Raw genomic sequence first — 25,780 nt, forward strand, 5'->3', positions numbered from 1 at the left:
GACGCGGCACCCCGTGCCGATGATCGAGTCTAGTCCAGCGCGGTGGGCGCCCTCACACCCACGTTCCCGGCTGATCGCCTCTCGACGGCGCGTGGGCCCGTCACAGCACAAGCCACCCCAGCACGCCGGCGACGAGGACGACCGCCCACGCCGGCACCCTCCAGCTGTTCAGCGCGATGAATGCCCCGACGACCAGCCCGAGGGCCCCCGGACCGACGTCGAGGACTCCGGCGGTGAAGACCGGGTCATACAGGGCGGCCGCGAGGATTCCGACCACCCCGGCGTTGACACCGGTCAGTGCGCGTCGGGCCAGCGGGGCGCCGCGCAGCGCTTCCCAGAAGGGCAGGGCGCCCACCACCAGCAGTGCCGCGGGAAGGAAGATGGCCGCCACCGCGATCAGCGCCCCCACCACGCCGCTGGGACCGGAGGTGGTGGAGGCCCCCAGGTATCCGGCGAAGGTGAACAGGGGCCCCGGCACCGCCTGGGCCGCGCCGTAGCCGGCGAGGAAGACCTCAGGGTCCACGAGGCCCGAACCGACCGTCTCGGCTTCCAGCAGCGGCAGGACCACGTGTCCACCGCCGAACACGAGGGCGCCGGCCCGGTAGAACAGGTCCACCAGCTGGGCCGCTGCGTGCCAGGCCGCTGACCCGGCCGCGGCCACCAGCAGCGGCAGGCCCACCAGCAGGATCCCGAAGAGCACCAGCGCGGCGGCGGCGACACGGCGGGAGACGGCCACGGTGAAGGCATCCTCCTCCCGCGCCTGCGGGGTCTCGGGCCGCAGCCACACCAGACCGATCACTCCTGACGCGGCGATCGCAGCGACCTGGATGAACGGGTGCGGGACCAGCACCACGGTGATCATCGCCAGCGCCGCGATGGTGGCGCGGGCCGCGTCCGGGGTCAGCGTCCGGGCCATCCCCAGCACCGCGTGGGCCACGACCGCCACAGCCGCGGCCTTCAGCCCATGGATCCACCCGGCGTCGGAGAGGTCACCGACGGCGGAGACCCCGTAGGCGACGACGACCAGCAGGACGACCGACGGCATCGTGAAGGCGAACCAGGCCGCGGCCATGCCGCCCCAGCCGGCCCGCTGGAGCCCCAGCGCCATGCCCACCTGGCTGGAGGCCGGGCCGGGCAGGAACTGGCACAGGGCGACGAGGTCCGCATACGCCTTCTCGCTGAGCCATCGACGGCGTTCCACGAAGGCCTCGCGGAAGTAGGCGAGGTGAGCCACCGGGCCGCCGAAGGACGTCAGCCCGAGACGGAGGAAGACGAGGAAGACCTCGAGGACACTGCCGTCATGAGCGCGGGCGGGGCCGTGGGACGGTGAAGAAGGGGTCACAGGACTCCAGACTGACGTGAGCAGGTGAACGGCGGGGAAACGCAGCAGGTAAGGGATCAGGCACGGGCTCGGGCACGGGGATCAGGCACGGGATCAGGTTCAGCCCCGGGGCTCGGGAGGCCCCAGTCCCGCCCGATGGGCGAGGATGGCCAGCTCGGTGCGGTCTCGGGCATGGAGCTTGTGCAGGATCCGACTCACGTAGGTGCGCGCCGTGGCCGGGCTCAGATGCAGGGTGGCACCGATCTCGGCATTGGTCAGGCCCTGCGCCACCGCGCGCAGCACCTCATGCTCGCGGTCGGTCAGCTCGCTGAGATCGAGTCCGGCGCCGTCGTCGGGGCCGCTCGCAGGGCTCGGCAGCGCTGCCACGTGCTCCATGAGTCGGCGTGCGATCTGCGGAGAGAGCAGGTTCCCGCCCTCGGCAGCGGTCCTCACCGCGCCCCTCAGCTGCTCGGCGGGCGTGTCCTTGAGCAGGTATCCGGCCGCTCCGGCGCGGACGGCGTCGAGGACGTCGGCGTCGTCGTCGAAGGTGGTCAGGATGAGCACGCGCACACCGTCCAGCTGCGGGTCGGCGCGGATCGCTCGCGTGGCGGCGACTCCGTCGGTGCCGGGCATGCGCAGGTCCATCAGGACCACATCAGGGCGGGTCCGGCGGACCACGCGCAGCGCGTCGTCGCCGTCGACGGCCTCCCCTACGACCTCCAGGGGCTCGTCGCCCAGAGTCCCGGAGGCGCCGCCCTCCTGCGCTCCGCGGGCCAGCAGCGCCCGGATCCCCGCCCGGACGAGGTCCTGATCATCGGCGAGCACGACATGGATGGTCACGGTGTCCTCCCTGGGGCAGCAGGCGGGCGGCGACGCTCCTCGGGGTCCGAAGGCAGCGGCAGCAGGGCCCGCACCAAGAAGCCGTCGGCCTGTGGCCTCGCTTCGAGCGATCCGCCGCAGGCCTCCGCGCGCTCCCGCATGCCTTGCAGCCCATGACCGGCCGCCGGGCGGCTTCCGTGGTGCGCGGCGGCAGGTTCCCGCCGCGGCCCGGGATCCTCGACTTCGACCCCCAGGCCGCCGTCCGTCAGCCCGATCCACAGCCGAGCCTCCTCGGCCCGGGAATGCCGGACGATGTTGGTCAGGGCCTCCTGGGCGATCCGATGGGCCGCCGCCTCCCGGGCCGGCGGCAGCGCCACCGGGACCTCGATGTGACAGCTGATGCGCAGCGGGAGCGCCGGGATGACGGATCGCCGAAGGCCGTGGAGCGTAGGCGGCACTCTGGACGGGGTGCTCACGGCGTCAGCGGCGTGGTCAGGGTCCTCCGCATCGTCCCCATCGGCCTCCTTCCGGAGCTGGCGGACCGTGCTGCGCAGCTCATCGAGCATGGTGCGGCCGGTGCGAGCCACGACGTCCATGGCCTCCTGTGCGGCGCCGGGATCGTCTTCGGCGGCCTCTCGGGCCAGATCGGCATGCAGGGTGATCACGGAGATCTGATGTCCGAGCGAATCATGCAGCTCCCGAGCCAGCGCCGTGCGGTCGTCACTGCGCTGACGGGCGGCTCGGCTGCGTTCCAGGCGCACGCTGGTCTCCACCAGCTTGTCGGTGCGGCGCTGGAGACGGCGGCGTGTCCTCAGGGCATCGCCCAGAGCGATCGCTGCGGCCATCAGCGCCACATGTCCCGCCGCCTCGTAGCCGAGGATCTGGACCGGATCCTGGCCCTGCAGGAGCCGCGCCGTGTAGCTGACCAGCAGCAGCACGACGGCGGCGAGCGCCGGCCAGCGGGGACCACGCTGCTCGGCGGCGGAGAACAGGGCCGCAGCGGTGGGCACGCTGAGTCCCACCACCGGATAGCCGATGCTGTAGTAGGCGAACAGGCCGAGCACGGTGAGCCAGAGCACCAGCAACGGGTGGCTGCGGCGCGCGAGCATCAGCGCACCGAGCCCGGCGGCCCAGAGGTAGGCGAGAACGTCCGGGGCACGGTCCCCCGCCTGGTCCGCTGAGATCATGATCGACAGGGTGGCGGTGACCGCGAGCGCCATCGCGATGTCCAGGCCCTGCGGCCTGGTCATGCCGACGCCCCGTCGCTCGTCCTCGGGGTCCGCCTGTGCCATGGGCCCAGTGTAGGCCGGGCCTGGGCCAGAGGTGATCGCCCCAGGAGGTCTGGGGTGTCGCCTGGAGGCGACCGGGTCCCTCGCCTGGAGACGGATTTGGCCGCCCTCTCCCCGAGGCGATGCTGGTTCCCATGGACACCTCGCAGAACCCCGCATCGCCGCATCGCCCTCCGCCCGACGGGCTGGCTGGGCGCACCGGCCCGTCGCTGCCCTGGTACGGCGCCGTCGCCCTGGCCCTCCTGGCCGTGCCCCGTGTGGTGCTGCATGACCTGCACCTGATCGCGCCGGGCTCGGTCCTCAATGCTGTTCTGGCCGTGGTTCCGCCGCTGGTGTGGGTGGTGGTCGCCGTCGTGATGCGTCTGCGCCGTCCGTTCCTGGCTCTGCTCGCGGTGGGCGCGGTGTACGGCGTGCTGCTCGCCGTCCTGCACCTGGTCCTCTGGGACCTCAACGTGGCGGGTGCCGATGTGCGGCTGGGCGGGAACTTCGAGGATCTGCCGCCGGCGGCGCATGTCCTCATCACCCGCGGGGCCGCCACGGTGTCCAGCCTGTTCACCGGTGTGGCAGTCGGCGCGGTGACCGGACTGGCCGCCGGCTGCCTGCGGTCGCTGCTGACGCGCTCTGACCGTGAGCCGGTGCGAGGCCGCTCCCGCTGATCCGTCCGTCGGGCGGAGCCGGACCCGTCCACGCCGCAGGGCTCAGTAGACTGTCGATCCATGACCGACGTGTCCTGTGATTCTGCGCTGACGTGTCCGATCGAAGCCCTTCACGTCCACGGCGCGGTGGAGCTCGCCCCGGGTCTCCGCGGAGTGGTCCCGCACCGGCTTCCGGCGCCGGCCCGGCGGCAGATCCATGACCCGGGCACAGCGGCTGTGGCCGCCGCGCCGGCAGGAGTGCGGCTGCGGCTGCGCACGGCGGCCCGGCGGCTGATGGTCACCGTGCTGCCCACCGACATGGGGGCCCGGGATGATCCCACTCGCCCGGCTCCGCTGCATGACGTACTGGTCGACGGCTCCCTGCTGAGCTGTCCTGTCGCTCAGCCGCTCGAGCAGCGTGGGTCGGAGCCAGTCCGGACGGCAGAGGATCCCGGGCTGTGGCAGGTGGACGTCTCCGGATCGGCCCCGGACGGACTGCTCCCCGCGGGCGACAAGCTGGTGGAGATCTGGCTGCCGTATGAGGAGCCGGCGGAGCTGGTGGACATCCATGCGGATGCTCCAGTGGCGCCGGCCCCGTCCGACGGTCCGCGGTGGGTGCACCACGGCAGCTCCATCAGTCACGGATCCGACGCCGAGGGACCGTCACGGGCTTGGCCGGCGGTGGCGGCGCAGGCCGCAGGCCTCGACCTGGTGAACCTGGGGCTGGCCGGCAACGCGATGCTCGACCAGTTCACCGCGCGGACCATCCGGGACCTGCCGGCGGATGTGATCACACTGAAGCTGGGCATCAACGTGGTCAACGGCGATGTGTTCCGGCTGCGCAGCTTCTCCCCTGCGGTCCATGGCTTCCTGGACACGATCCGTGACGGCCATCCGACCACCCCGCTGCATGTGGTGACCCCGTTGTGGTGCGGCATCCAGGAGCACACTCCCGGGCCCGTGGTCGCCACTGATCACGCGGGGCATGACGGCGTCGTGCGCCGCGTCTTCCACGCCGCCGGAGACCCTGCCGAGGTCGAGCAGGGTCGCCTGACGTTGACGGTCGTCCGTGCGGAGCTGGCCCGGATCGTGGGCGAACGCGCCCAGGACGATCCCCATCTGCATCTGGTCGACGGGCTGTCCCTCTATGGGCCCCGAGACGCGGAACGGCTTCCCCTGCCGGACGCTCTCCACCCGGACACTGCCACACACGCGCTCATCGGCGAACGGTTCGCGCGGATCCTGCGGAGCTCGTGGCCCGCATGCCGGCGATAGGCTTCCCCCATGGAGCAGCAGGTCATCCTCGGGGCGCTGGCCATCGGCGTCGGCTTCGCCGCCGCGGTCGCGCTGTTCGTGCCGTTCGTCGTAGTCAGCTATCGGGTGCGGGGGCGGCTGAGCGCGACGCGTCTGTTCGTCTGGTTCGCCGCACTGGTCTATTTCTGGGCCATCTGGTCCTATACGTTGCTGCCCCTACCCTCGCCCGAGACGATCACCTGCGCAGGGACCAATCTGGATCCGCTGCGCTTCGTCGATGACGTCCGAGGCGCGCTGGGCCCGCCGCGCGCCACGCTCACCGACCCCGCCGTGCTTCAGCTGGCGCTGAACGTGCTGCTGTTCGTGCCGCTGGGCTTCTTCATCCGGCTCCTGGGGAACCGGGGGATCCCCACGGCGGCAGTGGTGGGTCTGTGTGTGTCCGCAGTCATCGAGACCACTCAGCTGACCGGCGTCTGGGGCCTCTACCCATGTGCCTACCGGGTCTTCGACGTCGATGATCTGCTGATGAACACTCTGGGCGCCGTCTGCGGATCCGTCATCGCGGTGCTCATCCCCCGCGAACGCCGCGGCATCCGGACCCACGTGGAGGCCGTGATGCCCCGCGAGGTCACACGGGGCCGGCGCCTGCTGGCGATGCTCTGCGACGGCCTCGGTCTCCTCCTCTTCGCGGCCGCCGTGACGATTGCTCTGCGGGCTGGCCTCCTGTACGTCCTGGACGACCGCGAGGCGGCCCTCGGCGAGACCCCGACGACGCTTGGCATGCTGTCCGCCTGCGCCGTCTGGCTGCTGCTCATCCTGGGCACCGGCAGGTCGGTGGGAGACGTCGCCGTGCAGCTGCGCTACACCGGCTCCGTCTTCCCCACACCGGTGACCAGGACGCTGCGGGCCGTGACCGGCGTCGTGGGCTTCGGCGTGCTGATGCTCGCACCCGGCCCCGGGACCGCCGCGGCCTGGGCGTTCGTCCTGCTGAGCGTCATTGCCACCCTCACCACCGATCGCGGACGAGGCCTTCCCGGAGTCCTCTCGCGACAGCGCGTCACCGATGCCGCCGCGAAGCGTGGCGCGGCGCGCGCCGTCGTCGGACCTCCGACGGTGAGCGGGGCGATCACCCGCGACCCGCCGTGGGTCGGCTCAGGGCCTGCGCTCGGCAGTCTCGATGCGGTCCAGCAGCTCCGCCAGGAAGTCGGCCGCCTTCGCCACGCGTCCGACGGTCAGTTCGGCCCGGGAGTGGGTCAGCAGGCCGTCGCCCTCGACGCGGACCGGGCACCGGTCGGCCCGCTCCTCCTGGAGGAGCCACGTGCGCACATCCCGGGTCAGGATCTCCTGAGCCTGGTCGGCCGGGACGCCGCCGACGACGAACCTCTCGTCGAACTCCGGGTCCCCGATGGCCTCCGGGCCGACCCCGACCGCCTGGGCGGCCTTGCCGAACAGGCCGCGACGTTCGAGGAAGAACGGCGGCATCGGCTGGTGCAGCCCCAGCACCACGATCTGGTGCTTCTCGGTGACCTGGACGCGCTCCCGTCGGCGTGATCCCGAGGACGTGCGCCGAGCAGTCCCCGACGGCCTCTCGGTGCGGTACCGATACTCGAAGGCCAGCAGAGGCCGGCCCCGATGCTCGCCCTCCAGCACGTGCACCGCGGTGGTCCGGTAATCCACGCGGGCCTGACCGGACAACGGCGTCCTGCCGCGTCGTCCGTACCGGAACGGCCTGCCCTCGAAGCGGCGCGTCAGGGATCGATCGGAGGGACGATACGACCATCCTCGCGCCTCCGCCGCGCTGCGGATCCTGTCCCGCTCCTGCTTCTTCGTCCACCACGCCCAGGCCAGGATCCCGATGAGCACCACTGCTCCGAGGATCGGCCACACATCGCCCAGAAGCTCCTGCATGCGCCCCACCTCCGTGGGGACATCCTATCTGTGAGCTGTCTCACATGCCCGGCGGGTCGTGGTCACACTGTCAGGAACCCGGCCACCAGCGGGATGGTCACGATGGAGGCGAGCGTGCCAGCGACCAGGATCGCCGCGGCAAGCCGACCGTCGCCGTCGTACTCCTCGGAGAGGAGTATGACGGACCCGCGCCGTTGCCCGCCATGACGGCCCTTTGCCGCGAGCTTCCGGTCATCCAGCCACGTTAGACCGTCATTGACCGTAACCCAGGATCACGCGCCGTCACGTTCAAAAGTGGTCGTAAAACGGTCGCTGGCGAAGCGACCACTTTTGGCGGTCAATCGGGCCACCTCCTTGCCGCTTCCTCGACAGAGGGTGATCCGTCCGCTTCGCATGAGGGCCATCGGTCCACGTTAGACCGTCAGGAACCGTTGTAGGTTCCAGCTAAGTTGTCAGTAGTGTCACCTATCTGTCAGTGGTTTGTCAGTGGTGTCATCTATCTGTCAGTGGGTCACGTCGAATCATCCCCATGGCCGCGATTCCCCAGCAGAGTCTCCGCCGATCTATCGAGACCTAAAAGCTCGCACGCACGGTGTCCCGGTTAGCCCCCCGTCAGCGGGACAGGGTGCGGACCACCTATACGGGACACCCTCTCTGGCCAGTTGGCGTTACGCCTGGTCAGAGGTGGGTGTTCCCGGTTGGGGTTCCCCATGCGGGACCCTCGGAAGTGTGCCGTCGAGGGACCGTCGCGAGGTGATCGATGGTGATCGGGTCACCGGCGGCGCGCAGCCGCAGCAACGGGACCAGCAGGGCGGTCTCCTCGGACCGGACGAGCCGGTCTGCCAGGTCGGTGGTCTGTCAGGTCGGTGGTGAGGATCGTCTCATTGAGTGCGTCCAGTTCTATTGGGGTGAGTGCGCGGTCAGGCGCAGCAGGACAGCTTCGAGACGTCGGTGGTGAAGGCCTTGGCGACGATGCGGATGCCTTCGGCCATGGTCAGGTATGGGGCCCACGCGTCGGCGACTTCTGCGATGGTCTTGCCGAGGATGTGGACGCCGGCGGCGGCGAGCTCGCCGGCGTCCTTGGCGACAGCGGTGAGACCGAGGATCTCGCCGGTGTCGGCGTTGGCGACCATCTTGATGAACCCACGCATGTCCCGGTTCACCAGCGCACGGGGCACGTACTCCAGTGGCAGGACGCGGCAGTCGCAGCGGATCCCGGCCGCGATGACCTCCTTCTCGGTCATCCCGACCGCGCCGATGGCGGGACCGGTGAACGTCACCCGAGGCATCCGTGTGTAGTCGACCGAAGTGTTGGCGTCGGTGAAGGCGTTCTCGGCGACGATCGTGCCGTGCCGGGCCGCGACATAGACGAACTCGGGGTGCCCGGTGACATCCCCGCCCGCCCAGACGCGGGGGTTGGCGGTCTGCAACTGGTCGGTGACCACGATCTGTCCGGCCTCGCCGGTCTTCACCCCCACGGCCTCGAGGTTGAGCCCCTCGGTGACCGGGCGGCGTCCGAGCGCGACGAGGATCTCGTCGGCACGGAACTCCTGCTCGCCGCCCGAGACCTCGGCCATGACGACGACCTGCCCGGTGACGGTATCGCGGGCAACGCGGGAGGGAACAGCGCGGCGGACCACCCGGATGCCCTCGTCGGCGAAGACTTCCTGCAATGATCTGGAAACCTCCGGCTCCTCCTTCGACGCCAGCCGAGAACGCACCAGCAGGGTCACCTTCGAGCCGAGCCGGGCGAACATCTGGGCCAGCTCCAGCGCCACGTAGCCACCGCCGAGCACCAGCAGCGAGTCGGGGCGCTCGGACAGTTCCATCGCCGACGTCGAGGTCAGGTACTCGACGCCGTCCAGCCCCTGGATGAGCGGGACCCAGGGACGGGTGCCGGTAGCGATCAGGTAATGGGCGGACTCGATGGTTTCCACGGTGCCTTCAGCGGCGGTGACCTCCAGCACAGGCGCATCCGGGGTGCCGGCGAAGGCCGCCTGGCCCTGGCGGACCGGCCAGCCGTAGGCTTCGGCCACGTCGAAGTACTTCTCACCCCGCATCGCCTCGACCAGGTCCTGCTTGCCACCCACCAGCCCGGGCATGTCGACCGCGCCCGCGGTGGCGGCGATCCCCGGGAACCGGGAGCCCGCGTCCGCGGCCACGTGGCGGGCCTCGGCGGCCGCTATCAGCGCCTTGGACGGCACGCACCCGGTGTTCACGCAGGTGCCGCCGAACGTGCCGCGCTCGACCATCACCACCGACTTGCCCAGCGTGGTGGCGCGGATCGCTGCGGCGAACGCCGCGCCACCCGACCCGATCACGGCCAGATCAATCTTCGACTGCATCCCGAACCCTCCCCGGACTGTTGAGAAATCCTCCTGATGCGGCGATACTAAAGCTTCCAGTACAGGGGAAGGTCAAGGGTGAGACCTGTGACACACGAGGGGTGAGGATGCGGATCGGGGAGCTCGCTGAAGCGGCCGGCACGACCACGAAGACTCTGCGGTTCTATGAAGACCAGGGGCTCTTGCCCCCGGCCGAGCGCACGCCCGGCGGCTACCGCGACTACACGACCGAGAGCCTCACCCGGATCGACTTCATCCACCGCGGCCAAGCCGCCGGACTCTCCCTCGCCCAGATCCGGCAGGTCCTCGACATCCGCGACCACGGCCAAGCTCCCTGCGATCACGTACGCGACCTGCTCGACGCACGCCTGACCGACATTGACCTGAAACTCAGACAGCTCCACGACCTGCGCGACACCCTCGCCGGGCTACGCGACCAGGCCGAGCACGTTGAGCCCGACACGTGCAGCTCCGACCAGGTCTGCCGGTACCTGTAGCCAAGCCCGACGCCGCACGGACACGCCATCGAGGGGTGGTGGTCGACCGAGCCCCAGCCGCACAGCTGGAACGTTCCGCCTCGACCTACCGACACGAAAGTGTCAGCGGCGCAGTGGGCATCGGAACTGCGCCCGAGGGACTCACAGCACGTATCGATCCGGGTGGGTCGACAGGGGTGAGGGTCGCCAACCCCGGTAGTCGTATGGGGATCCCCAAGTGACACACCTTCACCGCGGGCTGGACTCCCGTAGCCTCTTCGCTGTGCTGCGATGCCGTTGAGGATTGTGACAGGTTACTGGGACAGGAGTCGTCTCACCGAGTTGTCATGCCCCAGGTCAGCACAGCGCGGCCCTGACAAGTTCAGTGAGAACCTACAACCGTCACCGGACATCACGCGCCGCAGGCACCTTGGGGCAAAACCGGGGAGTCATCGTCCGTCACCGCCGGACACTTTCAGTGCATGAAGCAGAAGAAGCTCACCAAGGAAGATCTACCCCGGCTGATGACCCGACGCGAAGTTGCCGAGCATCTGGGTGTCGCCGAGGGCACACTGCGCAACTGGAACTCCGCTGGCCGAGGACCTGCACCGGTGAAGTACGGCACATCGACGGTGCGCTACCTCCCCGAAGACGTCGAGGAGTGGGTGCGCTCCCAACGAGAGCCGATGCTGGTCTGACCTCCGCAGATACAGGTAGGCCCCGTGGACAATGACCAGTCCACGGGGCCTACCTGTATCTGCGGAGATTCCGGTGTCGGCTCAGCCGTCCAGGGCCAGCGCGTCCCACTGCTCTGCGGCCTTCGATCCGGCCGGACCGGGCCGATGCTTCGGAGCCTCCGGAGCGGGTCCGAGATCCTCTCCCCCATCGTCGATGTCGTCCTCACCGAAGACCTCTGCCACCCACGAGGCATCGGGGGTGACCGCCTCTTCCGAGCGCTGCGGGATCCCGAGACTGATCAGCCATTCCCGGTACTCGTCCGTAGTGCGGAAGTAGGGTCTGCTGACGGTTCGATTGACTTCCTGACTGCTAAGAAAGCAGAGGGGATAGTCCCATGCCGAAGATCTACTCCGAGGAGTTCAAGGCCTCCGCGTTGGAGCTGCTCGATTCCGGGATGAGGCAGAAGCAGGTCAGCCAAGACCTGGGCATCTCGAAGTCAGCCCTGCAAATGTGGGTGAGCAAGGATCGAGCACATCACCACGGTGTCGAGCCTGCTGAAGATGCTGCTGGCCGAGCGGACCAGTCGAAGATGCTCAAACGCATCCGTGAACTCGAACAAGAAAACGAGATCCTGCGTCGAGCCACGGCGTACTTGTCGCAGGCGAATTTGAAGGTCGGGCAGACCCGCCCACAATGATGTTCCCGCTGGTCTGTGACCTTGCCGCCGCCGGTGTTCCGGTGGCGGTGACCTGCCGGGTGTTGGGCTTCTCCAAGCAGGCGTTCTATCAGTGGGTGGCCAACCCCGTCTCGGAGCGTGACTGGCAGGAGGCCACGCTGCTCAACGCCGCCTATGACATCCACGCCGACGACCCAGAATTCGGGCACAGGTTCATCGCTGATGAGCTCTGCGCGGCCGGACATCGTGTCTCAGAGCGCAGGGTCTGGCGGCTGTGTTCCCAACAGCGGATCTTCTCCGCCACCATCTGCAGAGCCAGGAGAATGAACAAGAAACCAGGGCCTGCGGTCTGTGATGACCAGGTGGAACGCGACTTCACTGCGACTGCGCCGAATCAGCTATGGCTCACCGATATCACGGAGCATCAGACTGCGGAAGGAAAACTCTATGCCTGCGCAGTCAAAGACGTGTTCTCGAACAGGATCGTGGGCTACTCGATCGGACCCAGGATGAAGTCACACCTGGCAGTGGCTGCTTTGAACGACGCGGTCGCTCGCCGTGGGGCCGCACACGTGGTCGGCTGTGTTGTACATAGCGACCGAGGGTCTCAATTGAGATCTCGGCGATATCAGCGGGCAATCAAGGCTCATGGCTTGCTCGGTTCGATGGGCCGGGTCGGCGCTGCAGGCGATAATGCCGCGATGGAGAGCTTCTTCTCCACGCTGCAGAAGAACGTGCTCAACAGGCGCCGCTGGCCCTCCCGGGACGAGCTCCGCAGGGAGATCATCTACTGGATCGAGAGGACCTATCACCGGCGTCGTCGACAGCGCCGCCTGGGTAAGCTGACCCCGGTTGAATACGAGACCGTTTACAAAACGACCGTCGCTCTGGCGGCGTGAATCCCGAGGTCAACCAAATCGTCAGCAGACCCGGGGGTGTTTTCTGACACCAGTTCAAGGCGGCTGGTTCAGGGCCTCTGGGTGGTGGGGCGGATGATGATCTCGTTGACGTCGCCCTCAACATTAATCGCGTAGCTGATGCTTCGGGCGATCTCGGAAGCCGGGAGGGCATTGGCCCGGTAGTGCCGCATGGCTTCACGAGCCTCTGGGTCGGTGATGGAGTCTGCGAGTTCTGACTCGGTGACCCCTGGGGTGATGGTGGTGACCTGCAGCCATGGTGCGGATTCGATGCGCAGTCCTTCACTGATGGCCCAGGCGGCGTATTTGGTCGCGCAGTAGACAGCAGCTGTGGGGAGCACTTCGTGTGCACCGGTGGAGGCCACGGTGATGATGTGTCCGCTCTTCTGGTCGCGCATCACCGGTTGTGCTGCGGCGATGCCGTGCAGTACTCCGCGGATGTTGACATCGATCATGCTGTCCCATTCGTCCACGTGGGACTCCTCCAGTGGGGACAGCGGCATGATCCCTGCGTTGTTGATCAGCACATCGAGCCTGCCGAATGCCTCGACCACGTGGTCGACTGCTGCTTGGACGCTGTGTGGGTCGGTGACATCGAGCGAGACGGCGGCAGCTGTTGCTCCGCTGGTCTTGATCTGGGAGACGAGTTCCTCCAGGCGGTCTCGCCGTCGGGCACCGAGAACTACCGTGTGGCCTTCACCGGCCAGTTCTCGGGCGGTAGCTGCTCCAATCCCGCTAGATGCTCCGGTGATCAGAACAACCTTCACCTCAGGCTTGGCGTCCGCGTTCGTCGGGGACATGACTGTGCTCCTTGCATATCGTTGTGGTGCCAGGGGTGGTTCCCTGGCCCTTGGTCTCAAGGCTTCTCGGTGTTAGCGTCCTCTGCCAGGTTCTGCTGAGCCTGGGTGCGACAGGGCCAGGCAGGGGCGGTGGCCCAGCCCTAGAGTTGTTGGTCATGAGCATCGGGCAGTATCTGCGCAGTCTCCGGGCACGAATCCAGCCGGAGAACCTGTCCCTGCCCTATGCCGGTGCCCGTCGTGTGCCGGGCCTGCGCCGTGAAGAGGTCGCGGTGTTGGCCGGTGTCAGCGTTGACTACTACACCCGCTTGGAACAGGGTCGGGAGAAGAACCCCTCAGCACAGATTGTGCAGGCCCTGTGCCGCGGCCTGGATCTTTTTGGAGCCCAGCGAGATCACCTGTTCCGCTTAGCCGGGTATCAGCCCCCGGAGTCTGCTGTACCGCAGGCGGTGCGCCCGGAGCTGACCCGACTGTTGGAGCAGTGGTCGCACCAGGCAGCCTTCGTGCTCACTGGAACTCTGGACGTCCTGGCTCCTAACGTGCTGGCCCGAGCGCTCTTCGCTGATTTCACCCACCAGGACAATCTGGCTCAGATGGTTTTCCTCGATCCTGCGGCCAGAACGTTCTACACCGACTGGGATCGGGCCGCCGAGTCGGTGGTCGCCACCCTCCGGCACAACACCACCTGCACGCCCGCTTCGGTGATGGGCCCGTTCATCGGTGAGCTCTCAGAGGCCTCTGCCGAATTCGGACGCCTCTGGGACGAACAACAGGTTCGCGGGAAGACACATGCGGTCAAGCGGTTCCAGCACCGGCAGGTCGGTGCACTCAGCTTGGAGTACCAGGCCTTCGAGGTTCCGGAGGCCGCAGGCTGGCAGATCATCATCTACGACGCTGAACCCGGCACCACCTCTGCGGAGGCGCTCGCCCTGCTGGGGACCTACCACAGCGCCTTGAACCAGCAGGAGCAACCCTTTGATCCGTATGACAAGGAGAACCATGACGCTGATCGTCGCTGATGCCACTATCCACACCTCCCCTGGCCAGACACGACGCGGCGACCTTCAGGCCAGTGGAGCAGTGATCGGCGGTCAGGAGGTGCCAGCCGATCAGTCGATGCTGATCGAGGCCGCGGGCTGTTCAGTGGTTCCGCTGCTGGTGGATACCGTCTTTGAAACTGCCTCACCACCGGCTGCTGAGAGTTTCGACCTCATGGCCGGTCACCCCGCCACGTTCGCCGTCATCAGAGGAACAGCAGATACCTCTGCCATTCGGAACATGCTGGTGGTCAGTCCAAGGGACCTCGTTGCCGTCGTCGTACACGGGGAACTGGTAGTCCGGCAGGGGCAGCCGGTTCGCCCAGCAGGCATCGATGGTCTCTCGGCCGGGGATGCTCGCCTTGGTGCGTGGACTGATCCACGCCGGGACATGACCCAGTACCTCACCGCTGACGGGCGGTACAGCGAGACGCGCAGTGGCCGCCGCAACGCCTATACCGGCAGATTCTGGCTCGACGAAGACCGCATCACCTACCTCGACGACACCGGATTCTGGGCCTTCGGCCAGTACCACGACGGCACCCTGCACCACGCCGGATTCGTGCTACAGAAATGAGCCGGGGAATGCTCAGGCGTCGTGCTCGGCGTCGAACATCTCGCGGGCCTGCTGGACCTCCACCATATGGGTGGTGCTCCACAGCAGCAGGGCGTCGATGAGGTCCTGCAGGGTTCGGCCGAGAGCTGAGATGCGGTATTCCACGGCAACCGGCCGGGTATCGACCACCACCCGCTCGATCATGCCGTTGCGTTCGAGCCGGCGCAGCGAGGCCGTGAGTGACTTTTGCGAGACCGTAGGAATAGCACGCCGCAGTTCGTTGAAGCGCCGCGGGCTCTCACAGAGCTTATCCAGTACCAGCAGCGACCACTTATCCAGCACCTGATCGAGCAGCTCACGGTGCTCACCAGTGATCTGCGAGTGGACAGCCTCAGCAGGGGTGGTTTCGTTCATGACACCTGGTTTCGTTGAAGTGCTCTTCTGCTACTAGGTACACATGAGATACCTGATCGCACTACGAAAGGAAAGTACCCCATGGCCGTCGAACTCTCTACCCCGGAGGGCATGTTCCAACCAGTCCCCTACCACCACGTCTCGGTGGCCACCGGCAGCCGCTACGTCAACGTCGCAGGCCAGATCGCCCGTGACGAACACGCCAACAAGCTCGCCCCCGGCGACCTTGCAGCTCAGCTGGCCCACGCTCTGCGCAGTACGGCGAAAGGCCTGGCAGGTGGCGGAGCCAGCTTCTCCGACGTGGTCCGCCTGCGGTTCTACGTCACTGGCTGGGAGCCAGCGATGTACACAGACTTCATGGCCGGTATCGAAAGCGTCGTAGAAGAACTAGACATCCCGCAGCCGCTGCCGCCGCTGTCGTGTATCGGCGTGGACTACCTCTTCGAACCCGATGTTCTGGTCGAGGTGGAAGCCGAAGCCCTGCTCGACTGAGACGCCTTACCGCTGTTCCCGGGTGCGCTGGGCATGGGCGCGTGCTTTCATCCGGTTTCCGCAAGTGGCCATGGAACACCACTTCGCTGTGCCTGGTCGACTGTGGTCGATCAGGAAGAGGTTGCACTCAGTGTTGGCGCAAGCCCGAAGGCGCCCAGGCAGTTCCTGGACCACGTGCGACCATGCCAGCGCCACACGTGCGGCCAGCCGCTGTGCCGCTGGCGCGTCGAGTTCCCAATGAATGCCCTCGAGTGTGATCTCAGGCAGCAGGGCAGCTTTGTCGATCGTCGCGGCGAGGCGCTTAGCTGCGGCGTCCTCTCCACGGATTATGCCTTGCAGGGCGTCGCGGGTCCGACGCAGACACAGAAGCTCAGCCCCGGTACCAGCACCGCTGAATCGGCTGACCAATTCGCTGCCCGCCGGGCCGTCGAGCTGTTCGATAGGGAAGCCGTCGACCACGGGGGCACTGTTCAGTACTGCCATCAGCAGTTCTTCGTCCTCAATCATCGTCTTCCTCAGCTCCGTGGCATGACGCCATAGCTTTGCTCCATATCCCATGCTACCGTACAGATAACCAGTTAAATATAATTAAAGGGTTAGAAATGCCGACTGTCTACCACCGCACCATGCCCATCAACGGCCTAGAAGTGTTCTACCGCGAAGCAGGGCCGAAGGACGCCCCAGTGATGCTTCTGCTCCACGGCTACCCCACAAGCTCTCACATGTTCCGCCACCTGATCCCTGCACTGGCTGATCAGTACCGCGTGATCGCACCCGACCACATCGGCTTCGGACGGTCTTCAACTCCCCCTGTGGAGGCTTTCTCCTACACCTTCGATGCTCTCGCCGATGTCACCTCGGCGTTTCTCCACGCTGTAGGGGTGATGAAGTACACCGTGTATGTCCAGGACTACGGGCCCCGATCGCATGGCGGCTGGCTTTGGCGAGTCCAGAATCGGTCGAGGGGGTGATCTCCCAGAGCGGCAACGCCTACGAGGAAGGATTCATCCCGGAGTTCTGGGAGCCCATCTGGGCTTACGGCGAGGACACCACAGAGGCCAACGAGCATGCCCTGCGGCCGGCTCTCGACCGGGAAGCCGTTCAATGGCAATACATCCACGGAGTGCCGGAGGTGTCCACCATCGCGCCCGAGGCCTGGGAGCACGACATCGCCCTGCTGGCTCGCCCGGGCCTCGACCGGGCGCAGCTGGCCCTGTTCGCCGACTACGCCAGCAACCGTGCCCTATACCCACAGGTCCATGACTGGCTGCGCACCTCCGCTGTCCCCGTGCTGGCCGTATGGGGAAAGAACGATGAGATCTTCGGCCCGGCCGGAGCCACGGCGTTTAGCCGCGACTCCCCGAACGCGCGGGTCGAACTGCTCGACGGCGGCCATTTCCTTCTGGAGTCCCACCTGGATGAGGTCACCCAGATCATCAAAGACTGGCGCGCCAGCATATGAACCCACCAGCGAAAACATCCGGCCAGGAAACAGGGAGTCACAGCATGTCAGCAGAAAGTCCACAACGCCGGGCATTCGGCTGGCAGCGGGCAGAGAATGCGCTGATCGCCGTTGGCATCGTTCTGGCCGTGGTGGCCTGGAGCCAGCCGTGGTGGGTGCTGCTGCTTGCCTTCCTCGCCTTCGACCTCTCCGCGCTGGGTTATGTGATCAACCAGCGGGTGGGAGCGTTCTGCTACAACCTGGTGCATAACTACACCGCCCCGGCCCTGCTCATTGCAGGCTGGGCAGCGCTGCACCTCAGTGGGGTGAACGCCGACTGGATGGTGCTGTTGGCGGCCTGCTGGGGCTTCCACGTCGCCGTCGACCGCGCCTTAGGCTTCGGCCTGAAACTCGGCCCATTCACCCACACCCACCTCGGCAGCATCGGGAAGACAGCTCGTGCCGGCATGCCACGCCCTGGAACCGGCCAGTAGCTATACCATCTGTCACGGCGGGCTATCAGGCAGAACGCTTCAGCTGTTGTTCGGAGCCGCTCGCGTACTCGTTCCTGCTATTCGTCGCAAGGAGTTGCAGTGCATGGGCCGAGGATGACCCGGGTTCGGTGTCATAGATCATCAGCGTTTGGTCGGGATCATCACCAGGGGTGAGCGCCTGATAGGTGATGGTGAGGTCTCCGACTAGTGGGTGGTGGTAGCGCTTGGTGCCGGTGCTGCGCTGGTGCACGCGGTGCCGGGCCCAGAGGCGCCCGAACTCCGGGCATTGAATGGACAGGTCCCCGACGAGCCGGCCGAGCCCGGGGTCTTCGGGGTGCCTGCCTGCATCCATGCGCAGCATCGCCACAGTGTCAGCAGCGACCTGCTCCCAGTCCGCGTAGAGCTCACGAGCATGGGGGTCAAGGAACACAAAACGTGCTTGATTCCGCTCGGTCGCTGGCAGGGCCTCGAAATCCGCGATGAGAAGCGCGGCGAGCCGGTTCTGCCCCAGGACTTCGAGGCGGCGTCCCAGCACGAAAGCTGGTCGAGAGGCTTCATTGAGCGTCTCCAGCAGTGTCCGAGTCGCTGGATGCACCTGTTGGGGTTTTGGCGCCCGCCGACGTCGGGCCGGGGTGGGTTTCGCGATCGTATATAGATGGGCGCACTCGGTGTCGTCAAGCTGCAGAGCCTCAGCGATGGCCTCAAGGACTTGTGCTGAGGCGCTCTTGCTGCGGCCCTGTTCTAGCCGGGTGTAGTAGTCCACACTGACGCCGGCGAGCATGGCGAGTTCTTCACGGCGAAGTCCCTCGACCCGACGCCGCCCGTCGTCGATCACACCTGCTGCCTCGGGAGTGATTCGCCCCCGTGCGGCACGCAGGAAGTCAGCCAAGCGCGGCTCTAAGTGACCAGTCATGGTCTCATTCTTCCGCGTCGGGATGGCGTTGGCGAGAGCCAAGGGTGCCCAATCTGTCCTAGGAAACCTCAGGCCTTCTTGCCCGCCGTGACCTCGCAGACGATGGATGAGTCGCTGCCACTCGGCACGACTGTCACCTACTGTCTCCGAAAGGAACCCCTTCAATGTCTGTCTGGATGATCACCGGTGCCGGACGCGGACTCGGCCTTGAAATCGCTCGCACAGCCCTGGCCGGCGGCGAACAAGTGGCCCTGGCCGCCCGCCTCCCGGAGCGACTACCCGAGGACGTGCGTACCCATCCGAACGCGTTGCCCGTTGGCCTGGACGTGACCGACCAGGCGCAGATCGCCACCGCTGTGACCGAGGTCGCCGACCAGTTGGGCACCATCGATGTCCTGGTCAACAACGCTGGCCGGGGCCTGCTCGGTGCCCTAGAAGAGATCACCGATGCCGAGGCGCGTTCGCTGTTCGATGTCAACGTCTTCGGGCTGATCAACACCACTCGTGCGGTGCTACCGATCATGCGCGCAGCAGGTAGTGGCAAGCTCGTTCACATCGGGTCCCGCTCCGGATTCGAGGGCGAACCAGGTGTGAGCATGTACTCGGCCTCCAAATTCGCCGTGGCAGGAATCAGCGAGGCCCTGGCGGCCGAGCTCGAATCCTTCGGCATCCAAAGCATGGTCGTCGAACCTGGCGTGTTCCGCACCGACTTCCTCGACGCCTCCTCAGTCCAGCTGCCGGATCACCGCATCGATGTCTACGACGGCACACCAGCCCATGTGACCCTCGATTGGGTCGACGAAGCCAACCACACCCAGCCTGGTGACCCGGTCAAGGGGGCTGCATTCATCTACCAGGTCGCCTCAGGAGAACGGCTTCCACTGCGCCTGCCGGTCGGGCAGGATGCCTTGGACCGTCGCACCGAGATGAACGAGCGCATCGAGCGCGAGATCACCCCGCTGCGCGAGGCATCAGCGGCCACCGCACACCCCGAAAGTGACTGATCCTATGTCGAGCATTTTCGAGCCGTATCCAGTCTCGCTCGTCCATCAGCTGATCGAGCCGGGCCCCACGGTGATGATCACCACCGGGGGTGACCAGTGGCCCACCATCATGACCAACGGGTTCAACATGCCCGTCCGGCATGATGGCACCCTCGCCGTCGTCGTCGGCCCCTGGGATACCACCTACGAGACGCTACGACGCGTCGGTGAGTGCGTCATCGCGGTTCCCGACACTGGCTTGCTGGAGACGACCGTCGACGTCGGCAACGCCTCCAGCGCACAGATGAACAAATGGGAACACTTCGGACTCACCCAGTTGCCTGCGTCAACCATCGAGGCACCCCTGATCGGAGAATGCGTGGCAAACATTGAGTGCGCCGTCGAAGACGACACGCTCGTCGACGCCTATGACCTGTGGATCCTCCGCGCCCGCGCCGCATGGCTGCGCCCGGACGCCGAGACCCCGGAGTTCCACCACCGCGGAAACGGGACCTTCACCGAAAACGGCCAGCTCCACGACCTACGAGACCGCATGACCAAATGGCAGCACCTCACCTGAAGGGCGTGAGGAACGAACTGGTGACAGGTTCGGTTTAGGCCGCGAGTGTGTGCGGCTCGGCTAGCTTGGCTTCGAACTCGATGGGCGTCAAGCCGCCGAGGGTGTCCTGGGCGCGTTGGCGGTGATACTTCCGCTCGATCCACACGACAATCGCGAGCCGGAGTTCCTGCCGGGTGGCCCACCGCTGCTGGTTGAGCACGTTCGTCTGCAGCAGCGACCAGAACGACTCCATGGCAGCGTTGTCGCCCGCGGCGCCGACTCTTCCCATCGATCCGACCATGTCGTGGCGGCGCAGCTCGCGGGCCATGGCCCGGGAGCGGAACTGGCTGCCCCTATCGGCGTGCAGGATGCACCCGGCGACCTCAGCACGCCGGGCGACGGCGTTGCCGACAGCATCGACGGCGAGTTTCGCGGTCATCCGGTCTGAGATCGAGTAGCCGACGATCCGGTTCGAGAACACGTCCTTGATCGCGCAGCAGTAGAGCTTGCCTTCGCTCGTCCAGTGCTCCGTGATATCGGTGAGCCAGAGCCGGTTCGGGGCGTCGGCGCGGAACACCCGCTGCACGTGATCGTCGAACGCCGGTGGGCCGGCCTTCTTGCCCTTCCCGCGCCGCCGGCGCTGCGCGGACGAGAGGATCCCGGCCTGCGAGCACAGCTTCCACGCCGTGCGCCTGCTCATCCGCCACCCCGCCCGGCGGGCTTCGTCGGCCAAGTAGCGCTAGCCGAACCTCGGGTCGTCGTGATGCGCGTCGTGCAGCGCGTTGATCCGATACGCGCGGAGCACGTCCGCCTCCCGGACAGGGGCTTTGCGCCACCGATAGTAGGGCTGTCTTGCGAGCTTGAGGACCCGGCACGACACCGTCACGGGAATCCCCGCGTCGGCGAGCTCAGATACGAGCGGGTACGTCATTTTGGGGAGCCACCGAGTTTCAGGTTCGCCTGCGACAGATACGCCGCCGCACGGCAGAGGACCTCGTTCTCCTGCTCCAGCAACCGGATCCGCTTCTTCAGCTCCCGAGCCTCGGCAGCGTCCGCCGCGGTCTGACCAGGTCGATTGCCGTCTTCGACATCGGCCTGGCGGAGCCAGTTCTGCAGGGTTGCTTCACTGATGCCGAAGTCGGTGGCGATCTGCTTGATGGTGACGCCGCTCTCGCGGCTACGAGCGACCGCGACAACGTCTTCGCGGAACTCTCTGGGATAGGGACCGGGCATGATGACATCCTCCCCGCCAGCGCCTCCCGGCACTAACGATCAGTTGTCACCGATTCGTTCCTCACGCCCTTTAAACGTTGAAGCGGAACTCCACCACGTTCCGTAGCCGAACAACCTCTAGCGTTCAACTTCCGACACAGCTTCGTCAGGCCCAGAGCGGACTGCTGGTCTGCCAGTCGTCAGGGATGCCCATGTGCGCGACGGGCACGGCCTGAACTGCTGGATAGCTCTTCAGAACGGCTCGGAGCAGGCTGCTGCGGCCGAGCCCCAGCCGGTCCGATAGGAACTGCACGAGCGTCAACTGCCCGAACGTGCGACTCCAGTCCGCAGCACTGGCGTGGAGATCAGCGTGACGGCCGACAGGTGGGAGCTTCGGCGTGAGCGTGTGCACCCGGTTGAAGAGACGGCCGTGATGAGCGCACGTGTTACGCACAACGTTGAGCGACTTTAGCCAGCTCGCCAGCTGGGAAGGGCTGAGCCCGCAAGCATCGGCGACGTCCTCGCGAACCCCGGCTGGCGCGAAGTTGTAGAGATGCGTGAGGCTCCCCCAGTCGATGATCTCGACGGCAGCCCAGACCGGAAGACGCCCGCCGTACTTCATGTCGTGGTGCTTCACAAAGTCTTCGCGTGAACAGTTGAGTTCGCGCTGGTACTTCTTCAGCCACCTCGGATAGCGATCACCTTGGCGAGCTGTCGGGCCGAGCAGTTCCGCGTCGAGGTGCGCGCAGGGATCGATGCTCCCGAGTTCATGGCCGAGCAGCGCGCGGATGGCCAACTCGACGGGAGTCAGCGTTGTGAACGTCGCGGCTCGAAGCCTGGCGTCGAACTCGTAGAGCGCGACCACGTCACTGAAGCGCGTGCCGACGTAAAAGTCGTCCTCGCGCCCACCCTCAACCTGCTTGCGGAACGGATACCAGTAACCGCTCAGCCGGTAGTAGTTCACTCGCCGGAGCGTTGCCTCGGCCGACTCGCGGTCGCCCATGTCCATGCCACGGGCGGCGAGGATCTCGACCTGCCGGGCGTAGGACTCGTGCCCCTTGACGCCACTGTCCACGAACACCGCCTGAAAGAATGAGGACCGGCCCTGGACCTACCGAGGTAGGCGGAACCGGTCTTAGTAGTAGCCAGTGTACGCGAGCGGCCGACAGCCGACAACTCGCCTTCATGACCGTGGGAGGTCCTCGTCGAGCGGACGGACCCGTGGGTTGGACGTACGAGGCGGCTCCCAACCCTGCTGCTCGTGAACGCTGAGGGTCATGCTCCTGGCGTGCTCGGTGAGCTCGCTGAGCGCCGGGCCGTCATGACCCTTTGACCGGAGGTAGCGGAGGTTTTGGCTGAGCACCTGCGCCCAGGACATGAGAGGTTCGAGGCTCTTCAGTCGCCGGTCGATCGAGTCGTCCGGCCTCGCCTGCTCCATGACTAGCCGGCCGAAGGTAGCGCCGAGGGTCCGCTCGGAGTCGAGCCATAGATCGAGACCTTTCCACGCGTCGCCGAGCTTTTCGACGAGCTCCATCATCGCGATGCGAAGATTTGTCAGGCGATCGTTGATTGGCTCAGCTGCGGGATCGAAGCCGAGGAGCCGCTGCACCGCCTCCTGGAGCTTGGACCAGCTCGCATCGGCAGCCGCACGCCGAGACTCCTCAAGCGCTTCCTTGGCGCGAGCATTCGCCAACCAGGTGCCGAGCCCGGCAACGACAAGTGAGAGGCAGGAGATTACGAAGGCGGCGACGTCCATGCGGGCATCTTCCCATTGACCGCACAGCGGCATCGCGAAGCCCTACGTTGCGGGAAGGGGACTGTTATGCGGTCATGTATCTGCAAGGGACAACGCGGGACGAATCCCATCGGCCGTGGGCTCCCTTACGAGCGGGTAGAACCTATTCCGGCACGCGTGCCTGCGAGAAGAGGTAGGCAGTCGCGCGGCACTAGATGTACTGACCGGGGACATTGATCGACGGCGGGGCGTGCCGCCTACCAGTCATGGGGCGGGGGCCGCGTGCGTTTCGGCGAGATCCCTGGCGAGTTGACCGATGCGTTCGCGGGCTGTCTCTGGGGTCAGTATCTCGATGTGGTCACCGAATTGGAGGAGCTGGCGCACTGACTCGATGTTGGGGTAGCGGATGACGACCGAGCACCAGCCTCTTTCGGTTTCGGAGACCTCGTGGATGCGGGTGCCGAGGATGCGCCGTGCCAGGTCGAGGCGGTTTTCTCGAAGGCGGGCGGTCACGCTTACGCGACCTGGCGTCTCGGTGCGTTCCTTCAGGTCATCCCACATGGTGCGGAGGGTCTGATCTGGGCGAAGGGCGACTGGCGCGTCGAGTGTCTCGTAAGCCGAGAGCCGTTCCAGAGCAAACAGCCGGCCGGCTCCCTGGTCGTCGGCGATGAGGTACCAGCGGCCCGATTTCGCCACGATCCCGTACGGGTCGACCACCAACATCGAAGCCTGTCCCTCAGCGCTGCGCCGGTATTGGATGCGCATCCGGCGTCGGTGTCGTAGCGCTGATGCTAGATCTGCTACGTCCACCTCCGCGTTTGAGTCGGCAAGCCACGCGTTGCTGTCCACCAGGACCAGGTCTGACAGGCGCGGCAGGTTCGGGGACTCGAGCGCTGTGGTCTGGCGGGCGGCGATCTTGCGTGCGGCCGACTCACGCACCGCAGACAGCCCCAAACTCTCAAGTTGCGCGCTGTCTAAACCGGCAACGGAGAGGGCCTCTAGCTCCCGAGGTTCCAGATGGGATGCATTGAGCCGTACACCGGGGAGCAGGACGATCCCACCGCTCCGGCCCCGTTCGGCATAAACAGGCACACCTGCCGTCGAGAGCGCCTCGACATCCCGCAGCACAGTCCGCCGGGACACCTCCAGACGGTCGGCTAGTTCGGTGGTGGTAATGCGCTGGCGTGTCTGCAGGAATAACAAGAGGTGCAGCAGTCTCGAAGCCTTCATACTGGCCAATCTTCGCAGAAAAGGTGACAGGTCTTGTCGTGATTAGGCGGTCAACTGGTGCGGTACCGAGAACCCAACGACCTGAGGAGCGTTCTATGCCCGCACCCAATCTGTTCCTGATCTACGTCCGCGATGCTGAAGACGCCACGGCCTTCTACAGCGACCTGTTCGAGATCGAACCGACCTTCACAAGCCCCCGCTATGTGGCTTTCGAGGTTGCCCCCGGCGTCCTGTTCGCGCTGTGGACAGGACGCAGCGAGCACGCGGATCCGAGCACCCCTCGCACGTGCGAGGTCGGGCTGATGGTGCCGGGACCGGCGTCCGCAGTTGACGAGACCTTCACGAGGTGGGTCTCGAAGGGAGTCCACGTCGTGGAGGAGCCGCACGACGATGTCTTCGGCCGCACGTTCGTGATCACCGACCCCGACGGCAATCTCATCCGGGTCTCCCCGGTGGACTGACCTGCACGGGCCCCGCCCACTATGTTCGATCTCGAAGGGCCGACCACACACGATGGTCGGCCCTTCGGTCTGTCTAGGAGCTCAGACATGTCACACCCTAATGCTGCCCTCACCCCGCGCCACCGTCTGAAAGTCGCGCGACTCGTCGTTGATGACGGGTGGCCGAGCAGCGAAGTTGCCGCCCGTTTCCAGGTCGCCTGGCCCACCGTGAAACGCTGGGTGGGCCGCTAGCGCGCCGGCGAGTCCATGCATGACCGCTCGTCCCGACCGAAGACCTCGCCGAACAAGACGCCCAAAGCAGTATCGATGCGCTGCGTCAGCTTGCGGATGCGATTGAGGGAGGGCCCAGTTCAGCTCGCCACACGACTCGGCATCGCGGCGTCGACAGCCCACCGTATCCTCACCGCGGCGCGGCTGAACCGACTGTCCTATCTCGACCGTGCCACAGGGGAACCCATCCGCACTTACGAGCACCCTTACCCCGGCTCACTGGTCCACGTGGACGTGAAGAAAATAGGGAACATACCTGACGGCGGCGGATGGCTCTATGTCGGCCGCCAGCAAGGCGAGAAGAACCGCTCGGCCACACCCGACAAGCTGAAGAGCAAGTGGGGCAACCCGAAGCTCGGATACGCCTTCATTCACACGATCATCGACGACCACTCACGCGTCGCGTACACCGAGGTGCACGATGACGAGACCGCCGTCACCGCCGTAGGGATGCTGCACCGAGCTGTGGCGTGGTTCGCCGAACGCGGCGTCACGATCGAACGAATTCTGTCGGACAACGGTGGCGCGTACCGGTCCTTCCTCTGGCGCGACACGTGCGATGCCCTGGACATCACCCCGAAGCGCACGCGCCCTTACCGACCGCAGACGAACGGAAAAGTCGAGAGATTCCATCGGACGATGGCCGACCGCTGGGCCTACGCCCGCTGCTACCAGTCAGAACAAGAGCGCCGGGACACACTCACGACGTGGCTGCACCACTACAACCATCATCGACCCCACACTGCCTGCGCCAATCAGCCGCCCTTCACGCGATTAATCAACGTGCCCGGTCAGTACATCTAGCTGTTGCTGGCCAGGAGGTTGTTGACGTTGCTCGCGGGTGGCTGGGCGCGCAGCTACACTGGTG

27 protein-coding genes and 2 pseudogenes are annotated in these 25,780 nt (G+C 66.2%); 16 read left to right on the plus strand and 13 right to left on the minus strand.

Annotation, left to right across the window (positions count from 1 at the left end; genetic code table 11):
• Nucleotides 1-100: 100 nt before the first annotated feature.
• The 3 genes from chrA to BCY76_RS05140 all read right to left on the minus strand — a co-directional run bounded on the left by chrA (nt 101) and on the right by BCY76_RS05140 (nt 3,432).
• Nucleotides 101-1,342: a chromate efflux transporter gene (chrA, locus tag BCY76_RS05130; protein WP_085437279.1), complete on the minus strand. Its 1,242-nt coding sequence runs from the start codon at nt 1,340-1,342 to the stop codon at nt 101-103.
• Nucleotides 1,343-1,441: 99 nt separating this feature from the next.
• On the minus strand, nt 1,442-2,161 hold the full coding sequence (locus tag BCY76_RS05135; RefSeq protein ID WP_070160932.1) for a response regulator transcription factor: 720 nt from the start codon (nt 2,159-2,161) through the stop codon (nt 1,442-1,444).
• A complete protein-coding gene (locus BCY76_RS05140; RefSeq protein ID WP_170922595.1) occupies nt 2,158-3,432 on the minus strand; it encodes a sensor histidine kinase in 1,275 nt (424 codons plus the stop codon). Before BCY76_RS05140 ends, BCY76_RS05135 begins: the two co-directional genes overlap by 4 nt.
• Before the next feature lie 131 nt (nt 3,433-3,563).
• Here BCY76_RS05140 and BCY76_RS05145 point away from each other — a divergent pair, with 131 nt between their 5' ends.
• The 3 genes from BCY76_RS05145 to BCY76_RS05155 are packed head-to-tail and all read left to right on the plus strand — an operon-like array spanning nt 3,564 to nt 6,869.
• Nucleotides 3,564-4,085 carry a hypothetical protein gene (locus tag BCY76_RS05145; protein ID WP_201791079.1) on the plus strand — a complete coding sequence of 174 codons (522 nt, stop codon included), beginning with the start codon at nt 3,564-3,566 and terminating at the stop codon, nt 4,083-4,085.
• A 60-nt stretch (nt 4,086-4,145) separates the two neighbouring features.
• Nucleotides 4,146-5,339, plus strand: a complete 1,194-nt coding sequence (locus BCY76_RS05150) for a GDSL-type esterase/lipase family protein (protein ID WP_085437281.1) — start codon at nt 4,146-4,148, stop codon at nt 5,337-5,339.
• A gap of 9 nt (nt 5,340-5,348) precedes the next feature.
• On the plus strand, nt 5,349-6,869 hold the full coding sequence (locus BCY76_RS05155) for a VanZ family protein (protein WP_201791080.1): 1,521 nt from the start codon (nt 5,349-5,351) through the stop codon (nt 6,867-6,869).
• A 1,277-nt stretch (nt 6,870-8,146) separates the two neighbouring features.
• On the opposite strand, the gene merA is transcribed toward BCY76_RS05155, so the two are convergent.
• Nucleotides 8,147-9,571: a mercury(II) reductase gene (merA, locus tag BCY76_RS05160; RefSeq protein ID WP_065361614.1), complete on the minus strand. Its 1,425-nt coding sequence runs from the start codon at nt 9,569-9,571 to the stop codon at nt 8,147-8,149.
• A 107-nt stretch (nt 9,572-9,678) separates the two neighbouring features.
• On the opposite strand from merA, the gene BCY76_RS05165 reads away from it, so the two are divergent.
• Both BCY76_RS05165 and BCY76_RS05170 read left to right on the plus strand, forming a co-directional pair.
• Complete coding sequence (locus BCY76_RS05165; RefSeq protein WP_019157843.1) at nt 9,679-10,068, plus strand: heavy metal-responsive transcriptional regulator; 390 nt, start codon at nt 9,679-9,681, stop codon at nt 10,066-10,068.
• A gap of 461 nt (nt 10,069-10,529) precedes the next feature.
• A complete protein-coding gene (locus BCY76_RS05170) occupies nt 10,530-10,745 on the plus strand; it encodes a helix-turn-helix transcriptional regulator (protein ID WP_070160926.1) in 216 nt (71 codons plus the stop codon).
• An 81-nt stretch (nt 10,746-10,826) separates the two neighbouring features.
• Here BCY76_RS05170 and BCY76_RS17985 read toward each other — a convergent pair whose 3' ends face one another.
• Nucleotides 10,827-10,967 carry a hypothetical protein gene (locus tag BCY76_RS17985; RefSeq protein ID WP_170922596.1) on the minus strand — a complete coding sequence of 47 codons (141 nt, stop codon included), beginning with the start codon at nt 10,965-10,967 and terminating at the stop codon, nt 10,827-10,829.
• Between the two features lie 152 nt (nt 10,968-11,119).
• Between BCY76_RS17985 and BCY76_RS05175 the strand changes: the two genes are divergently transcribed.
• Nucleotides 11,120-12,300 (plus strand): IS3 family transposase gene (locus BCY76_RS05175; protein WP_442935347.1). Its coding sequence is split into 2 segments (ribosomal slippage): nt 11,120-11,380 and nt 11,383-12,300, totalling 1,179 coding nucleotides; the frame shifts between segments, so codons are not numbered across the junction.
• Nucleotides 12,301-12,368: 68 nt separating this feature from the next.
• Here BCY76_RS05175 and BCY76_RS05180 read toward each other — a convergent pair.
• On the minus strand, nt 12,369-13,118 hold the full coding sequence (locus tag BCY76_RS05180) for an SDR family oxidoreductase (protein ID WP_070160920.1): 750 nt from the start codon (nt 13,116-13,118) through the stop codon (nt 12,369-12,371).
• A 155-nt stretch (nt 13,119-13,273) separates the two neighbouring features.
• Between BCY76_RS05180 and BCY76_RS05185 the strand changes: the two genes are divergently transcribed.
• Together BCY76_RS05185 and BCY76_RS05190 are read left to right on the plus strand one after the other, a co-directional pair.
• Nucleotides 13,274-14,134 carry a helix-turn-helix transcriptional regulator gene (locus BCY76_RS05185; protein WP_070160918.1) on the plus strand — a complete coding sequence of 287 codons (861 nt, stop codon included), beginning with the start codon at nt 13,274-13,276 and terminating at the stop codon, nt 14,132-14,134.
• Complete coding sequence (locus BCY76_RS05190; protein WP_070160916.1) at nt 14,115-14,729, plus strand: Atu4866 domain-containing protein; 615 nt, start codon at nt 14,115-14,117, stop codon at nt 14,727-14,729. The genes BCY76_RS05185 and BCY76_RS05190 overlap by 20 nt, the downstream gene beginning before the upstream one ends.
• A gap of 12 nt (nt 14,730-14,741) precedes the next feature.
• Here the strand turns inward: BCY76_RS05190 and BCY76_RS05195 are convergent, their stop codons facing one another.
• Nucleotides 14,742-15,122, minus strand: a complete 381-nt coding sequence (locus tag BCY76_RS05195) for a winged helix-turn-helix transcriptional regulator (RefSeq protein WP_070160914.1) — start codon at nt 15,120-15,122, stop codon at nt 14,742-14,744.
• Between the two features lie 81 nt (nt 15,123-15,203).
• On the opposite strand from BCY76_RS05195, the gene BCY76_RS05200 reads away from it, so the two are divergent.
• Nucleotides 15,204-15,614 (plus strand): RidA family protein, encoded by a 411-nt coding sequence (locus BCY76_RS05200; protein WP_070160912.1) that lies wholly within the window; start codon nt 15,204-15,206, stop codon nt 15,612-15,614.
• Between the two features lie 6 nt (nt 15,615-15,620).
• On the opposite strand, the gene BCY76_RS05205 is transcribed toward BCY76_RS05200, so the two are convergent.
• On the minus strand, nt 15,621-16,121 hold the full coding sequence (locus BCY76_RS05205; RefSeq protein WP_083277590.1) for a CGNR zinc finger domain-containing protein: 501 nt from the start codon (nt 16,119-16,121) through the stop codon (nt 15,621-15,623).
• Between the two features lie 119 nt (nt 16,122-16,240).
• Between BCY76_RS05205 and BCY76_RS18950 the strand changes: the two genes are divergently transcribed.
• Genes BCY76_RS18950 through BCY76_RS05215 form a run of 3 tightly spaced genes read left to right on the plus strand, consistent with a single transcriptional unit; the run spans nt 16,241 to nt 17,549 of the window.
• Entirely contained in the window at nt 16,241-16,585 is a 345-nt protein-coding gene (locus tag BCY76_RS18950; protein ID WP_237089977.1) for an alpha/beta fold hydrolase, read from the plus strand.
• Nucleotides 16,582-17,076, plus strand: a complete 495-nt coding sequence (locus BCY76_RS18955; RefSeq protein ID WP_237089978.1) for an alpha/beta fold hydrolase — start codon at nt 16,582-16,584, stop codon at nt 17,074-17,076. Before BCY76_RS18950 ends, BCY76_RS18955 begins: the two co-directional genes overlap by 4 nt.
• A 44-nt stretch (nt 17,077-17,120) precedes the next feature.
• Nucleotides 17,121-17,549: a DUF4260 family protein gene (locus BCY76_RS05215; protein ID WP_085437283.1), complete on the plus strand. Its 429-nt coding sequence runs from the start codon at nt 17,121-17,123 to the stop codon at nt 17,547-17,549.
• Between the two features lie 25 nt (nt 17,550-17,574).
• On the opposite strand, the gene BCY76_RS05220 is transcribed toward BCY76_RS05215, so the two are convergent.
• A complete protein-coding gene (locus tag BCY76_RS05220) occupies nt 17,575-18,438 on the minus strand; it encodes a helix-turn-helix domain-containing protein (RefSeq protein ID WP_237089979.1) in 864 nt (287 codons plus the stop codon).
• Nucleotides 18,439-18,638: 200 nt separating this feature from the next.
• Between BCY76_RS05220 and BCY76_RS05225 the strand changes: the two genes are divergently transcribed.
• Nucleotides 18,639-19,466, plus strand: a complete 828-nt coding sequence (locus tag BCY76_RS05225) for an SDR family oxidoreductase (RefSeq protein ID WP_201791081.1) — start codon at nt 18,639-18,641, stop codon at nt 19,464-19,466.
• A gap of 4 nt (nt 19,467-19,470) precedes the next feature.
• Complete coding sequence (locus BCY76_RS05230) at nt 19,471-20,025, plus strand: flavin reductase family protein (RefSeq protein WP_070160903.1); 555 nt, start codon at nt 19,471-19,473, stop codon at nt 20,023-20,025.
• A gap of 34 nt (nt 20,026-20,059) precedes the next feature.
• Here BCY76_RS05230 and BCY76_RS17445 read toward each other — a convergent pair.
• The 4 genes and pseudogenes from BCY76_RS17445 to BCY76_RS05260 all read right to left on the minus strand — a co-directional run bounded on the left by BCY76_RS17445 (nt 20,060) and on the right by BCY76_RS05260 (nt 24,181).
• Nucleotides 20,060-21,237 (minus strand): annotated as a pseudogene (locus BCY76_RS17445) (IS3 family transposase).
• A 145-nt stretch (nt 21,238-21,382) separates the two neighbouring features.
• Nucleotides 21,383-22,291 (minus strand): Abi family protein, encoded by a 909-nt coding sequence (locus BCY76_RS05250; protein ID WP_237089980.1) that lies wholly within the window; start codon nt 22,289-22,291, stop codon nt 21,383-21,385.
• Between the two features lie 108 nt (nt 22,292-22,399).
• Nucleotides 22,400-22,972: a hypothetical protein gene (locus tag BCY76_RS05255; protein ID WP_070160897.1), complete on the minus strand. Its 573-nt coding sequence runs from the start codon at nt 22,970-22,972 to the stop codon at nt 22,400-22,402.
• Nucleotides 22,973-23,215: 243 nt separating this feature from the next.
• Nucleotides 23,216-24,181: a helix-turn-helix transcriptional regulator gene (locus tag BCY76_RS05260; protein WP_070160895.1), complete on the minus strand. Its 966-nt coding sequence runs from the start codon at nt 24,179-24,181 to the stop codon at nt 23,216-23,218.
• 95 nt (nt 24,182-24,276) lie between these two features.
• Between BCY76_RS05260 and BCY76_RS05265 the strand changes: the two genes are divergently transcribed.
• The gene (locus BCY76_RS05265) at nt 24,277-24,642 is read left to right on the plus strand and encodes a VOC family protein (RefSeq protein ID WP_070160893.1); all 366 of its coding nucleotides are present in this window, start codon (nt 24,277-24,279) and stop codon (nt 24,640-24,642) included.
• Nucleotides 24,643-24,729: 87 nt separating this feature from the next.
• A pseudogene (locus BCY76_RS05270) lies at nt 24,730-25,716 on the plus strand (IS481 family transposase).
• Nucleotides 25,717-25,780 lie beyond the last annotated feature (64 nt).

The sequence above is a fragment of the Nesterenkonia sp. PF2B19 genome (genome assembly GCF_001758425.2).
Classification (GTDB): domain Bacteria; phylum Actinomycetota; class Actinomycetes; order Actinomycetales; family Micrococcaceae; genus Nesterenkonia; species Nesterenkonia aethiopica.